Genomic DNA, 13,485 nt, shown 5'->3' on the forward strand with positions numbered 1-13,485 from the left:
CGCCTCTTCTGGTGGAAGCTTACGACGCCTTCCGATGCGGAGCGGAGCTGCGGCCCGACTTGCCTTTCAGCTTCTTCAGCAGCGGTCCGAGCAGCGAACGCTTCGGCTGCTTCACCTCGCCGCGGCCGGCGAGGCGGTTTGCCATGGTCTGGAACAGCGCGGTGGTGCGGTGGTTCTTGGAGACCTCCGCGATCATCTGGCCGTTGTTGGCGGCGGTCGAGAACAGTTTCGAATCGAACGGGATCACCGCGAGCGGCTGGCTTTCCATCGTCTTGGCGAAGGCTTTGACCTCGATCTCGGCGCGCTTGTGCATGCCGACCTGGTTGAGGCAGTACAGCGGCGGCCGGTCGTTCGGCCGCGCCGCCTTCAGCACGCTCAGCATGTTCTTGGTGTTGCGTAAGTTGGCGAGGTCGGGCTCGGCCACGATCACGATGTCATCGGCATTGACCAGCGCGCGCCGCGTCCATGCCGACCATTGGTGGGGAACGTCGAGCACGATGCAGGGCGTGGTCATGCGTAGCGTGTCGAACACGGCGTCAAAGGCTTCGGCCCCGAAATCATAGACGCGGTCGAGCGTCGCGGGCGCCGCCAACAGGCTGAGCCGATCGGTGCATTTGGCGAGCAGGCGCTCCAGCAGCGCGGTGTCCGGCCGGTCCTGCGACAGCACCGCGTTGGCGATGCCCTGCACCGGGTCCTGATTGTAGTCGAGGCTCGCGGTGCCGAAGGCGAGGTCGAGATCGATCACGACGGAATCGAGCGCGAGGTCGCGGGCGATGGTCCAGGCGACGTTATGCGCGACGGTGGACGCGCCGACGCCGCCCTTGGCGCCGACCACAGCAATGACGCGGCCGGTGATGATGGCTTCGGACGCCGAGAACAGGCTGCAGATCGAGCGGACCACGTCGAGGGTTTCGACCGGGCCGACCACGTAATCGTTGACGCCGCGGCGGACCAGCTCGCGATAGGGCGCGGTGTCGTTGGGATTGCCGATCACGACGACGCGGGTGCCGGGATCGCAGACGCCGGCGAGGTCGTCGAGCCCTTCCAGGATGTCGCGCGTGCCGTCGGATTCGATCACGATCACGTTCGGCGTCGGCATGGTTTCATAGACTTCGATCGCCGCGGCGAGACCGCCGTCTTTGGCGGTGAGATGTGCCTTGGCGAGACGCCGATCCTGTCCCGCCGCGGTCACCGCGGCGAGCGTCTGCTCAGTCTCGCAGAAGGCCTGTACCGAGATGCGGGGAACCGGCGCGATGTGTTCGTCCGGGTGGCGCGGCTCGTCCGCGTCTTCGTCGTGGATGCCTGTCATTTGCCGGTATCGCTGAGTTTGGCCTTGTCGGCCTCGGGATAGGTCGTCGTGGTCGTCGTGCCCTTGCGATAGCGTTCGAAGGCGATGTCGCGCCGCGCGGTGTAGGCGGGCGTCTCGGCCCGCGGTTGCTCGAGGTCGGCGGGGTTGTCGATCATCGCCGCGAGATTGCGCTGACTGGCGCAGCCGAGATTGAAGTACGGCCGGTTCTCGTTGTAGCCGGGATCGAGGATGTTCGGACCGACGTCTTCCGGCCACAGCCCGCAGGGGCCGGCCGTCGCGGTGATCTTTGAATAGCTCAGCCGGATCGTCGGCAGCAGGCCGGGATCCTTGGGGCGATAGGGATGCTGGACGATGGCACGCGACGGCACGCCGCCGGACGCGAGCACCGCACGGATTTCCCGATAGGTTGCTGCGGCAGCGCGCGAATTCGCGGTATCGGCGGGGACGTCGACGACGACGGAGCCGGTGCCTTCGCGCATCCAGTCCCGGGCGATGCCGGCGACATCGGCGTGCTGCTCGGCCGAGAGGCCGCCGCGCGCCGTGCCGACGAAGATCACGATCGATTTCTTGCCTTCCTGCACCGCGATCGGATGGCGCTGGCGATAATCGGTCGGCACCGTCTGGGTGACGATCTCGCCGGCGGTGTTGCACGCGCCCAGCATGACGGAGAGCGCCGTCAGCGCCAGCGCGATGCTCAAATTGCGACGTCGATCGGTCATCGTCTTCGTCATCGCTTCTTCCCCTCGCCCCGAATTCCCGTCCCGCTTCCCAAACCCGTCCGTTCGTCTTCAATCGATGATGAAGCCGAAATCGCCGGGCGCGCCGTTGATCGGATCGACCCGCCGCGTGACGCCATAGAGGCGGTTCATACGGCCGAGCAGTGCGGTCTGCGCATCGGAGGCCGGCGCAAAGCCGTCATCGGGGCGCGACAACTCCTTCTGGGCGACCGCGCGCACCACATAGGGCGTCACGATCACCATCAGTTCGGTCTCGTTGTTGACGAAGTCCTGGCTGCGGAACAGCGCGCCGATGATCGGGATCTGGTCGACGCCGGGCAGGCCGTTGATCGCCTGCTTGGTCCTTTGCTGGATCAGGCCGGCCATCGCCATCGAGCCGCCGGAGGGAATTTCCAGCGTGGTTTCGGCGCGGCGGGTCTGGATCGACGGGATGGTGATCGAATTGTTCGTTGTCGCGGACACCGCCTGCGTCAGCGTGATCGAGTTCGTGTTCGACAGCTCCGAGACCTCCGTCATCACGCGCAGGCTGATGCGTCCCTCGCTGAGCACGACCGGGGTGAAGTTCAGGGAGATGCCGAACTTCTTGTAGGTGACTTGGGTGGCACAGGACCGGGTGACCGGATCGCAGGTATAGCCTGCGGGGATCGGGAATTCGCCGCCGGCGATGAAGGTGGCGGATTCGCCCGAGATCGCGGTCAGGCTCGGCTCGGCGAGCGTGCGCATGACGCCGGCGCTTTCCATGGCGCGCATCGTGGCGCTGACGGTGGCGACGCCCTTGGCGAGGCCGGCGACGCCGAGCCCGTTGCTGCCGACGATCGGTCCACCCGAGACCGAGAACGGATTGGAATTGTTGAAATTCACGACTGCGGTGCCGGCGTTGAGGCTGGCGCTGAGATCGACGCCGAGCTGCTTGACGATGTCGCGGCGCACTTCGCCGACGACCACCTTGAGCATCACCTGGTCGCGGCCGCGCACGACGATGTTGTTGACAACCTTGTCCGCGCCGCCGACGAGCTTGGCGGCGACCTCGCCGGCCTGCTGCGCCTCGACCGGGCTCGACACCGAGCCGGTCAGCATTACGCTGTCGCCGACGCCTTCGATCTGCACGCCGGGCAGCGACTGCCGCAGCGCGGTGCGCATGCCATTGAGGTCGCGCTTCACCGCGATGTCGTAGGCGGCGACCTGCTGGCCGTCGGCGGAGAAGAACACCACGTTGGTCTGGCCGACCTGGCCGCCGATGATATAGGCGCGCTGGGACGAGCGGATCACCGCGTTGGCGATCTTGGGATCGGCCACCAGCACGTCCTTGACCTCGCGCGGCAGGTCGATGACGACGGACTTGCCGATGCCGAGCGCCAGAAAGCGTGTTCGCGCCGACGCGATCGACGAAACCGGCGACAGGCCCAGATCGGGCGCCTGCATCGGCGCCTGGTCGCCGACCGGCATCTCCCCGGCGCTGACCGGGTCTGGGGCTGCAAGCAGCCCCAGCATCAGCATCGTCCCCTTCCAGACCGAGCGCGCGCGCTTCCCCCGAATGCGCAGGCCCGTCCGATCACCCCCAAACTTCATGCTATCCCCATCATCACTTCTGTGACGTCAGTTGCCGCGCCTGCACCCCGTAGCGGATCACGTTGACGCCGTCGGAACGCTTGGCCGCCTGGTCTTCGATCGGATCGTCGACGGCCTTGGCATCGACGATGCTCCGCAGCGCGAGCTGGAGCGTGCCGCCCTGGCGTGCGGCCGACAGCGTGGCGACCTGTTCGGGCTTGAGCTCGAGCGTGACGGTCTTGCCGACGACGGCGGTCTGGCCGTCCTTCTCCTTGGGCGCCTGGTCGATCGCGAGCACGCGGATGTTGGTCAGGATGACCTCGGACAAGATGAGATCGTTGCCGGTCGTGCCGTTGGGGTCGGGATTCTTCAGGCGGCGGGTCAGCACGATGTCGACGCGGTCGTTCGGCAGTATGAACCCGCCGGCGCCGGTCTCGGCTGAAATTTCGGTGGAGACGGCCCGCATGCCGGAGGGCAGGATCGCGGCCATGAAGCCGGAGCCTTCGGCCCTGACCAGCTTCTGCTCGCGGATCGGCTCGCCCTGCATCAACGGCACGCGCGCGATCGAGCCGGCGATCTGCATCTGCGCGTCGGGCCTGCCGTCGCGGCGGATGAAGGCGCTGCTCGCAGTCGCCGCCGGCCAGACCTGCCATTGCAGGTCCTCGGGCTTCACGGCCTGGCCGAGCCCGATGTCGTTCTTGGCGACCAGGACATCGACCGTCGGCAGCTTCTCGGCGACGGGCAGAACGGGAGCGGGTTCATTCTGATAGCCGCTCGCCAGATACGCAGCGACGCCGCCGGCGCCGAGCGCGATGACGAGAACGACAATGCGTGCGGTATTCATACGCTTCTACTCTTACGCGGGGCACTCGGACCGCACCTGGCGGGTTCCCCATGTCGATGAGTAGGGAGTAAAAGTATAAGGGGTGTTGCGAGGCCGAATGTGATGGCCGGTCACAGCGCTGGTTTTCCGCGAATGGTGAACGCGGCGTTATTCGCTCGGCCAGCGGCCCCGTAGTTTCACGCAGAGCAGGCGCATCCGCCCGCATGATAGCGGCGGCGTCATGGTGAATAGGTGGTTAGGGGGAGTGATGTCAGGGCGCGCGACGTTGTCATCGCCCGCGAAGGCGGGCGATCCAGTATCCCAGAAGCAGAAGTGATTGAACCGAAAGGCCGCGGCGTACTGGATGCCCCGCCTTCGCGGGGCATGACAGCGGAACTGGGGGCAGCTCCCTCCGCATTACGAAGCTACTTCTTCCGCTTCGCTTCGATCGCGTCCCAGATCTTCGCCGCGACATCCGGCCCGCCGAGCCGCGCGATGGCGCGGATGCCGGTCGGTGAGGTCACGTTGATCTCGGTGAGGTTGCCGTTGATGACGTCGATGCCGACGAACAGCAGGCCGCGCTCGCGCAGCGCCGGGCCGACGGTGGCGCAGATCTCGCGCTCGCGCGGGGTGAGCTCGGTCTCCTGCGCGGCGCCGCCGCGCACCATGTTGGAGCGGAGATCGTCCGCGGCGGGGACGCGGTTCACGGCGCCGGCGAACTCGCCGTTGACGAGGATGATGCGCTTGTCGCCGTGCTTCACCTCGGGGATGAATTGCTGGATCACCCACGGCTCCTTGAAAGTGACGGAGAACATGTCGAACAGCGAACCAAAATTCATGTCCTGCGGCATCACGCGGAACACCGCGGCGCCGCCATGGCCGTGCAGCGGCTTCATCACGACGGCACCATGCTTGTCGCGGAAGGCGTTGATCTCGTCGAGGTCGCGCGAGATCAGGGTCGGCGGCATCAGTTGCGGAAAGTTCATCACGAACAGCTTCTCGGGCGCGTTGCGCACCGAGGCGGGGTCGTTGACGACCAGCGTCTTCGGATGAATGCGCTCGAGGAAATGCGTCGAGGTGATGTAGGCGAGGTCGAACGGCGGGTCCTGGCGGAGCAGCACCACGTCGAAACCGTTGAGCGCCTCGCGCCGGGGCTCGCCGAGGGTGAAATGGTCGCCGGGCTCGTCGCGCACGGTCAGCAGCTGAACCGGCGCGACGATCTCGTCGCCGACCATCGAGAGCTTGTCGGGCGTGTAATAGGACAGGCCGTGGCCGCGCTTCTGCGCCTCCAGGAGCAGCGCGAAGGTGGAATCGCCCTTGATGTTGATGCGGGCGATGGGGTCCATCTGGACGGCGACGTTGAGTTTCATGGTCTGCCTTTCAGGTCGAGGCGTCGAATGCCGCCAACACATGGCGCGGAAGTGACCGCGGCGCAATCAGCATGGCGTCGAATCGCAATTCGAATTCGGCATGCTCGGGATGCGCCATGAGCCATCCCTGCGCCGCGTTGACGATGCGCTGCTGCTGACGCGGCGTCACGGCGAAGGCGGCGTCATCCAGCGTGGCGCGTGCCTTGACCTCGACGAAGGCGATCAGATTGCGGCGCCGCGCGACGATGTCGATCTCGCCATGCGGGGTGCGGTAACGCTTGGCGAGGATACGATAGCCCTTGGCCATGAGATAGGCGGCGGCGCGGCTCTCCGCCGAGATGCCGGTGCGGAACGCGGCGACGCGCTCGGGCGAGGCGACTTTCGGTTCCGCAGGGACCTCAGGCTTCGCCATCGCCGCCTCGCAGGTCTTTCGCAAGCTCGAGTGCGCGGGCATAGACCTCGCGGCGGGGCCGGCCCGACAATGCTACCGCATGCGCTACTGCATCCTTGACGCTGTGCACGGCGAGCTGGTCGCGCAAGAGATCATCGAGCGCATCCGGTGTCAGCACCTCGGCGTTGGCTGCCGGCGGGGCGATCACCAGCACGAATTCGCCGCGCGTCTCCAGCGCGTCCGCGTCGCGCGCCAATTCGGCCAGCGTCGCTCGCGAAATCTCCTCGTGCAGCTTCGTCAGCTCGCGGCAGATCGCGGCCTCGCGTGGTCCCATGATCTCGGCGAGCTCGACCAGCGTGTCCTGCACGCGGTTGCCGGAGTCGAACATCACCAGCGTCGCATCGATGCGGGCGAGCTCGGCGAGGCGGGCACGGCGCGCAGCCGATTTTGCCGGCAAGAAGCCCTCGAAGAAGAAGCGGTCGGTCGGCAGCGCCGCGACCGACAGCGCAGCCAGCACCGAGGACGGGCCGGGCAGCGCGTAGACCGCATGGCCGGCGGCGCAGACCTCGCGCACCAGCTTGAAGCCGGGATCGGAGATCAGCGGTGTTCCGGCGTCGGAGACCAGCGCGACCGAGCCGCCTGCCGCAAGCGCCTCGAGAATCTTCGGGCGCGCCGCTTCGGCGTTGTGCTCGTGATATGGCTTGAGCTGCGCGGTAATGGCGTAGCGCTCGGTCAGGCGCCGCGTGATGCGCGTGTCCTCGCAGGCGATGACGTCCACGCCGGCAAGCGTCTGCAGCGCGCGGACCGTGATGTCGCCGAGATTGCCGATCGGGGTTGCGACCAGATGGAGGCCAGGCGCGGCCTTCGGCGCCGCAAGCCGATGGGCATCGATGGAGAATCCGCGCGGGGCGGCCTTTGTGTCTTCAGGCGTATTTATCGGGGCCGGCTTTGCGCGCATAATGAAGTCAACTTAGGCACGATCCGCAGAGCAGGGAACCGGCTCTTCGAAAAAGATCGCGCCGCGGTGAGGGGCGAGGAAGACTGGAATCTGATCCGGCAAGCATCACATTCCCAGGGAATGAAGTACCAGCGTCATATTCAGGGCGGAAACGCCACCTTGATGCTGGGTATGGACGGGTGGACAGCTAGCCAAAACTTCAGGATACGGCCGCGTTAAGCGATCATTATCCTTTTGTTTTAGTTAACTGTTTGCCGACAATATGCCTGAATCCCGCGGCTTGTGTCGCGGAACGAGTTGTAACCGGCTGGCAACGGCTGGTCGGAAGAGAAACTGCCATGGTGGCGCCGCAACATCCAAAGTCTTCCGTTTCGGGACCCCCGATCTCAGGGGCGACCCGGCGGAGTGCGCTTGGCCTGTTGCTCGGCACGCCCCTGCTCTCGGCTTGTGCCGGCGTGCAGCAGAGTCTCAGCCAGTTCTCCAACCCGTTTTCCAGCTCTTCACCTCCGGCGCAGCCGGCAGGTCCCCCGCAGCAGGCCACCACCGCGGGCACCGGCGGCGTCAAGGTCGCCGTCATCCTGCCGCTCTCGGCCGCCGGCAATGCCGGCCTCGCCGCGCAATCCATGCGCAACGCCGCCGAGATGGCGCTGGCCGAGTTCCAGAACCCGAACATCCAGCTCCTGATCAAGGATGACAATGGCAGCCCGCAAGGCGCGCAAGCCGGCGCGCAGCAGGCGGTCGACGAGGGCGCCGAGATCATCCTGGGACCCCTGTTCGCGCAATCGGTGCCGGCGGTGGCGCAGGTCGCGCGCACGCGGGGCATCTCCGTGATCGCGTTCTCGACCGATTCCAGCATCGCCGGACGCGGCGTCTATCTGCTCAGTTTCCTGCCGGAATCCGACGTCAACCGCATCGTCGAATATTCCGCCAGCATCGGTAAGCGCTCGGTCGCCGTACTCGTGCCCGACAATGCCTATGGCAATGTCGTCGAGGCCGCCGTGAAGGCAGCGGTGCCGCGGCGTGGCGGGCGCATCGTTGCGTTCGAGAGATACGGCGCCGATCGTGCCACCCCGGCGCGGACCGTGGCGCAGCAGCTCGGCAGCGCGGACGCGCTGTTCATTGCCGATGACGGCGATGCCGTCGTGTCGGTGGCCGATGCGATGACGGCGGCGGGCGCGAATTTGCGCAACATCCAGATGCTCGGCACCGGGCTGTGGGACAATCCGCGCGTCTATGCCAGCGCCGCGCTGCAGGGTGGCCTCTATGCCGCACCGGATCCGGCGGGCTTTCGCGCGTTCTCCGGCCGCTACCGCACCAAATACGGCGCTGAACCGATCCGCACCGCGACGCTCGCCTATGATGCCGTCGCGCTCGTCGCCGCGCTTGCACGCACGCAGGGCGGCCAGCGCTTCTCCTCTGATGTACTCACCAACCCCTCCGGCTTTGCCGGCATCGACGGCCTGTTCCGCTTCCGCGCTGATGGCACGAACGAGCGTGGGCTCGCGGTGATGAAGGTGACGCAAGGCGGCGGCGCTGCAGTCGCGGGCTCACCGAAGAGCTTTGGGGCGTAGTCGGACGATGGTGCCGTAGGGAGGATTAGCCGAAGGCGTAATCCACCAACTTCGTTCCGCGAGCGTGAAAGAATGGTGGGTTACGCCTTCCGCTAACCCACCCTACGAGAGCTCGCTATGCCGCCAAATCCGCGACTACCGCATCCAGCACCGGGAATCCGCTGCTGGTCACGCGCAGGCGTCCCGTCGCATCGACCGTAATCGCGCCTTCCTCGCGCAAGAGCGCGATGCGTTTGGGATCGAGCGGGCGGCCGGAGAGCGCCTTGTAGCGCTCGGGGTCGATGCCTTCGGCAAGACGCAGTCCCATCAGCAAAAATTCGTCGGCGCGTTCCTCGCTGTTGAGGAGCTCGTCGGTGACGACGCCATGGCCATTGGTCTCGACCCGCATCAGCCAGGCTTCGGGGCGCTTTTCGGTGGCGGTGGCATGGCGCACGCCGTCGATGTCGAGACGGCCATGCGCGCCGGGGCCGATGCCGGCATATTCCTCGCCGCGCCAGTAGACCAGATTGTGCCGGCACTCGGCGCCGCGCCGCGCGTGATTGGAGATTTCGTAGGCGGGCAGGCCGAGCTTATCGCAGGTCTCCTGCGTGACGTCGTAGAGCGCGCGCGCGACCGCCTCGTCCGGTGTCTTCAATTTGCCGGCCTGGTGCAGGCCGAAGAACGGCGTGCCTTCCTCGATCGTCAATTGATAGAGCGACAGATGCTCGGCGGCTTCCTCGATCGCGAGACGCAGCTCATCGGCCCACACCGCCGGCGTCTGGTCGGGACGGGCATAGATCAGGTCGAATGAGTAACGATCGAACGAGCGGCGCGCGATGGCAACGGCATCGAGCGCTTCGCGGGCGCTGTGCATGCGGCCGAGCGCCTTCAGCGAGGCATCGTCGAGCGCCTGCACGCCGAGCGAGACGCGGTTGACCCCGGCGCTGCGATAGCCGGCGAAGCGCGTGGCCTCGACGCTGGTGGGGTTGGCCTCCAGCGTTACCTCGACATCACCTGCGACGGACCAGTGCTTGCCGATCGCGTCGAGCACGGCACCGACGGTTGCGGGCTGCATCAGCGACGGCGTGCCGCCGCCGAGGAAGATCGAGGTGACCTCACGCCCGGGCGCGCGCTCTGCGGTCGAAGCGATTTCACGCGCAAAGGCCGAAGCGAAGCGCCTCTCGTCGATCGCGGCGTGGCGGACGTGGCTGTTGAAGTCGCAATAGGGACACTTCGACAGGCAGAACGGCCAGTGCACGTAGACGCCAAAAGCTTGGCATTCTTGTTTTGACGCGTTTTCCTGGCGCGAACCGGTATCCACTTCGCTCGAAAACGCTCTATCGCGGCTCAAGGCAGATCTCCGCCAGTTTCACGAAGGCGCGGGCGCGGTGCGACAGGCCGAGGCCGTGCGGCGGCAGGCCGTGTTTCTCGATGCTGGTCATCTCGCCGAAGGTGCGGTCGTGGCCGTCGGGCAGGAACATCGGATCGTAGCCGAAACCGGCGGTGCCGCGCGGGGGCCAGACCAGCGTGCCGTCGACGCGGGCCTCGACCTCTTCGAGATGATCGTCGGGCCAGGCAACGCAGAGCGCGGAGACGAAATGCGCTTTTCGGCGGTCCGGCGTCGTGGCGCCGCGCTCCTGCAACAGGCGCTCGATCTGCGCCATCGCCGCGTTGAAGTCCTTGGACGGACCGGCCCAGCGCGCGCTGTAGATGCCGGGGGCGCCGTCGAGCGCGTCGACCACGATGCCGGAATCATCGGCGAAGGAGGGAAGTTTCGTCGCTCGTGCTGCCGCGATCGCCTTGATCGCGGCATTGCTGCGGAAGTCGTTGCCGGTCTCTTCGGGTTCGGGCAGGCCGAGCTCACCGGCCGACACCGCCTCGATGCCGTAAGGCGCGAGCAGCTCCTTCATCTCGGCGAGCTTGCCGGGATTATGGGTCGCGATGACGAGCTTTCCGGTGATTCGGCGATGCATGGCCTATTGACTACGCTACAGCCAGTTTCTGCAAGTCCACCAGACGCGCGATGCCCTTCTGCGCCAGCGCGATCAGCTTCAGGAACTCGTCCTGCGTGAACGGCTCGCGTTCCGCGGTGCCCTGCACCTCGATGATGCGGCCATCGCCGGTCATGACGAAATTGGCGTCGGTCTCGGCTTCCGAATCCTCGGCATAGTCGAGGTCGAGCACGGGCGTGCCGTTATAGATGCCGCAGGAGATCGCGGCGACGTTGTCGCGCATCACGTTGGCCTTGACCATGTTGCGCGCCTTCATCCAGCCGATGCAATCGGCAAGCGCAACCCAGGCACCGGTGATCGAGGCCGTGCGCGTGCCGCCGTCGGCCTGGAGGACGTCGCAATCGACCGTGATCTGGCGCTCGCCGAGCGCTTCGAGATCGACGATGGTGCGAAGCGAGCGGCCGATCAGACGCTGAATCTCGACGGTGCGGCCGCTTTGCTTGCCCGCCGAGGCCTCACGGCGGGTCCGCTCGGAGGTGGCGCGCGGCAGCATGCCGTATTCGGCGGTGACCCAGCCGCGGCCCTGGCCCTTCAGCCACGGCGGCAGGCGGTCTTCCAGCGTGGCGGTGACCAGCACGTGGGTGTCGCCGAATTTCACGAGACAGGAGCCTTCCGCATATTTGACGACGCCGCGCTCCAGCGTCACGGGGCGCAATTCGTCGGGCGCACGGCGGCTTGGCCGCATGGGAAATCCTCCAAAACTCGCAGGGGGTAGGGCTGTTCGCGGTGCTTGTAGGGGGGGTGAGGGTGGGCGGCAAGGTTTTTTCACCCCCTGATAAGGAGCTCGCCAACGCCACGCTTGTCAGATGCGTCCGGGATGGACAAATTATCAGTATCTGAGAGGAGTTACCGTCTGTGGCCCATCACGATCCGATCAATCTGATCGCGCCGCGCGCAGGCCTTGCCCAGCTCAACGAGCGTTCCCGCGACATCTTTCGTCAAATTGTCGAAAGCTATCTCGCGACCGGTGAGCCGGTCGGCTCGCGAAACATTTCCCGCCTGATCGCCATGCCGCTGTCGCCGGCCTCGGTCCGTAACGTCATGGCCGATCTGGAACAGCTCGGCCTGATCTATGCGCCCCATACCTCCGCCGGCCGGCTGCCGACGGAACTCGGCTTACGCTTCTTCGTCGACGCCTTGATGCAGGTCGGCGACCTCAACGAAGCCGAACGCGCCGCGATCCAGAGCCAGCTGTCCTCCGTCGGCGAGGCGCAGTCGGTCGAGGCGGCGCTGGACCAGGCGCTGATGCGGCTGTCGGGCCTGACCCGCGCCGCCGCCGTCGTGCTGACGCCGAAATCCAATGCGCGATTGAAGCACATCGAGTTCGTCCGCCTGGAACCGGAGAAGGCGCTGGTGATCCTGGTCGGCGAGGACGGCCAGGTGGAAAACCGCGTGTTGACGCTGCCGCCCGGAGTTCCCTCCTCGGCGATCACCGAGGCCGGCAATTTCCTCAATGCGCGCATCCGTGGCCGCACGCTGGCCGAGGCGCGGCTCGAGCTCGAGACCGCGCTCGCCGAAGCCCGTGCCGAGCTCGATCAGCTGACGCAGAAGGTGATCTCGGCCGGTATCGCGAGCTGGTCCGGCGGCGAGAACGAGGACCGCCAGCTCATCGTGCGCGGCCACGCCAATCTGCTGGAAGATCTGCACGCGCTGGAGGATCTGGAGCGCGTTCGCCTGTTGTTCGACGATCTCGAGACCAAGCGCGGTGTCATCGACCTGCTTGGCCGGGCCGAGACCGCCGAGGGCGTGCGCATCTTCATCGGCTCGGAGAACAAGCTGTTCTCCCTGTCGGGCTCCTCGACGATTATCTCGCCCTACCGGGATGCCGCCGGCCACATCGTCGGCGTCCTCGGCGTGATCGGTCCGACGCGGCTGAATTATGCCCGTGTGATCCCGACCGTGGACTACGCCGCCCGCATCGTCAGCCGCCTTCTGGGGGGCTGACCGGCGTTTCCGCCGATCACGGGCGCTTGATTTTCGTAAGCTAAGGCACGATATCCGGGCCAACATCCCTGAAACGAGTTCGAGATTAGAGCCGATGACCGAGCAAGACCGGCAACCTCAAGACACGACTGCAGCGACCGGCGAGCCCGTGGTGTCGAAACCCTACATCATGCCCGATGATCCGGAGCCGGGTTCGGTCGAAACGTTGCAGAAGGAAGCCGCCGAAGCGCGTGACCGCATGCTGCGGACGCTGGCCGAGATGGAGAATCTGCGCAAGCGCACCACCAAGGAAGTCGCCGACGCCCGCCTCTACGGCATCACCGGCTTTGCCCGTGACGTGCTCGACATCGCCGATAATCTCCAGCGGGCGCTCGATGCCGTACCGGCCGAGACGCGTGCTGCGGCCGATCCCGGCCTCATCTCGCTGATCGAAGGCGTCGAGCTCACCGAGCGTTCGCTGCTCAACGCGCTGGAAAAGCACGGCGTGAAGAAGTTCGATCCGCAGGGCCAGAAGTTCGACCCGAACTTCCAGCAGGCGATGTTCGAGGTGCCTGATGCGTCGGTGCCGTCGGGCACCGTGGTCCAGGTCGTGCAGGCCGGCTACACCATCGGCGAGCGCGTGCTGCGTCCTGCGCTGGTCGGCGTCGCCAAGGGCGGCGCGAAGGCCGCACCTGCGGCCAACAACAACGAGTCGAGCGGCGCGGCCAATTGATCCGTTAAGCCGAGGAGTCATTCCGGGTTCGGCTCTCCGAGCCGCCCCGCAATGACTCCGCAAGATCCTTACGCGCTCACCGCGATATCTGCAGACTGAATCCGCTTCACGCCGGCCTTGGCCATATCGGC

Annotated in this window: 13 protein-coding genes; 3 read left to right on the forward strand and 10 right to left on the reverse strand. The window is 66.2% G+C overall.

Annotated elements, in window-relative coordinates; genetic code table 11:
• Positions 1-19: 19 nt before the first annotated feature.
• The 7 genes from SE91_RS31960 to rsmI form a co-directional block, all read right to left on the reverse strand.
• The gene (locus SE91_RS31960) at positions 20-1,309 is read right to left on the reverse strand and encodes a CpaE/TadZ family protein (RefSeq protein ID WP_061850491.1); all 1,290 of its coding nucleotides are present in this window, start codon (positions 1,307-1,309) and stop codon (positions 20-22) included.
• A complete protein-coding gene (locus SE91_RS31965; protein ID WP_061850492.1) occupies positions 1,306-2,040 on the reverse strand; it encodes a CpaD family pilus assembly protein in 735 nt (244 codons plus the stop codon). Before SE91_RS31965 ends, SE91_RS31960 begins: the two co-directional genes overlap by 4 nt.
• Positions 2,041-2,097: 57 nt before the next feature.
• Positions 2,098-3,615 carry a type II and III secretion system protein family protein gene (locus tag SE91_RS31970; protein WP_061850493.1) on the reverse strand — a complete coding sequence of 506 codons (1,518 nt, stop codon included), beginning with the start codon at positions 3,613-3,615 and terminating at the stop codon, positions 2,098-2,100.
• Between the two features lie 13 nt (positions 3,616-3,628).
• On the reverse strand, positions 3,629-4,438 hold the full coding sequence (cpaB, locus tag SE91_RS31975) for a Flp pilus assembly protein CpaB (protein WP_061850494.1): 810 nt from the start codon (positions 4,436-4,438) through the stop codon (positions 3,629-3,631).
• Positions 4,439-4,842: 404 nt separating this feature from the next.
• Positions 4,843-5,787, reverse strand: coding sequence for a glutathione synthase (gshB, locus tag SE91_RS31980; RefSeq protein ID WP_061850495.1), 945 nt, complete (start codon positions 5,785-5,787; stop codon positions 4,843-4,845).
• A gap of 10 nt (positions 5,788-5,797) precedes the next feature.
• On the reverse strand, positions 5,798-6,199 hold the full coding sequence (locus SE91_RS31985; protein ID WP_061850496.1) for a YraN family protein: 402 nt from the start codon (positions 6,197-6,199) through the stop codon (positions 5,798-5,800).
• Positions 6,186-7,136, reverse strand: a complete 951-nt coding sequence (gene rsmI / locus SE91_RS31990; RefSeq protein ID WP_061850497.1) for a 16S rRNA (cytidine(1402)-2'-O)-methyltransferase — start codon at positions 7,134-7,136, stop codon at positions 6,186-6,188. Before rsmI ends, SE91_RS31985 begins: the two co-directional genes overlap by 14 nt.
• A gap of 338 nt (positions 7,137-7,474) precedes the next feature.
• On the opposite strand from rsmI, the gene SE91_RS31995 reads away from it, so the two are divergent.
• A complete protein-coding gene (locus SE91_RS31995; protein ID WP_197489548.1) occupies positions 7,475-8,707 on the forward strand; it encodes a penicillin-binding protein activator in 1,233 nt (410 codons plus the stop codon).
• A 115-nt stretch (positions 8,708-8,822) separates the two neighbouring features.
• On the opposite strand, the gene hemW is transcribed toward SE91_RS31995, so the two are convergent.
• The 3 genes from hemW to rph are packed head-to-tail and all read right to left on the reverse strand — an operon-like array spanning position 8,823 to position 11,383.
• On the reverse strand, positions 8,823-10,007 hold the full coding sequence (hemW, locus tag SE91_RS32000) for a radical SAM family heme chaperone HemW (RefSeq protein ID WP_061850498.1): 1,185 nt from the start codon (positions 10,005-10,007) through the stop codon (positions 8,823-8,825).
• Between the two features lie 16 nt (positions 10,008-10,023).
• Positions 10,024-10,659 (reverse strand): RdgB/HAM1 family non-canonical purine NTP pyrophosphatase, encoded by a 636-nt coding sequence (gene rdgB / locus SE91_RS32005; protein ID WP_061850499.1) that lies wholly within the window; start codon positions 10,657-10,659, stop codon positions 10,024-10,026.
• Between the two features lie 10 nt (positions 10,660-10,669).
• The gene (gene rph / locus SE91_RS32010) at positions 10,670-11,383 is read right to left on the reverse strand and encodes a ribonuclease PH (RefSeq protein ID WP_008539796.1); all 714 of its coding nucleotides are present in this window, start codon (positions 11,381-11,383) and stop codon (positions 10,670-10,672) included.
• 170 nt (positions 11,384-11,553) lie between these two features.
• Between rph and hrcA the strand changes: the two genes are divergently transcribed.
• Together hrcA and grpE are read left to right on the forward strand one after the other, a co-directional pair.
• Positions 11,554-12,642, forward strand: coding sequence for a heat-inducible transcriptional repressor HrcA (hrcA, locus tag SE91_RS32015; protein WP_060734390.1), 1,089 nt, complete (start codon positions 11,554-11,556; stop codon positions 12,640-12,642).
• A gap of 94 nt (positions 12,643-12,736) precedes the next feature.
• Entirely contained in the window at positions 12,737-13,354 is a 618-nt protein-coding gene (gene grpE / locus SE91_RS32020) for a nucleotide exchange factor GrpE (RefSeq protein ID WP_061850500.1), read from the forward strand.
• Positions 13,355-13,485: the final 131 nt, after the last annotated feature.

It is taken from the genome of Bradyrhizobium sp. DOA1 (genome assembly GCF_001593325.1).
Taxonomy (GTDB): Bacteria; Pseudomonadota; Alphaproteobacteria; order Rhizobiales; family Xanthobacteraceae; genus Bradyrhizobium.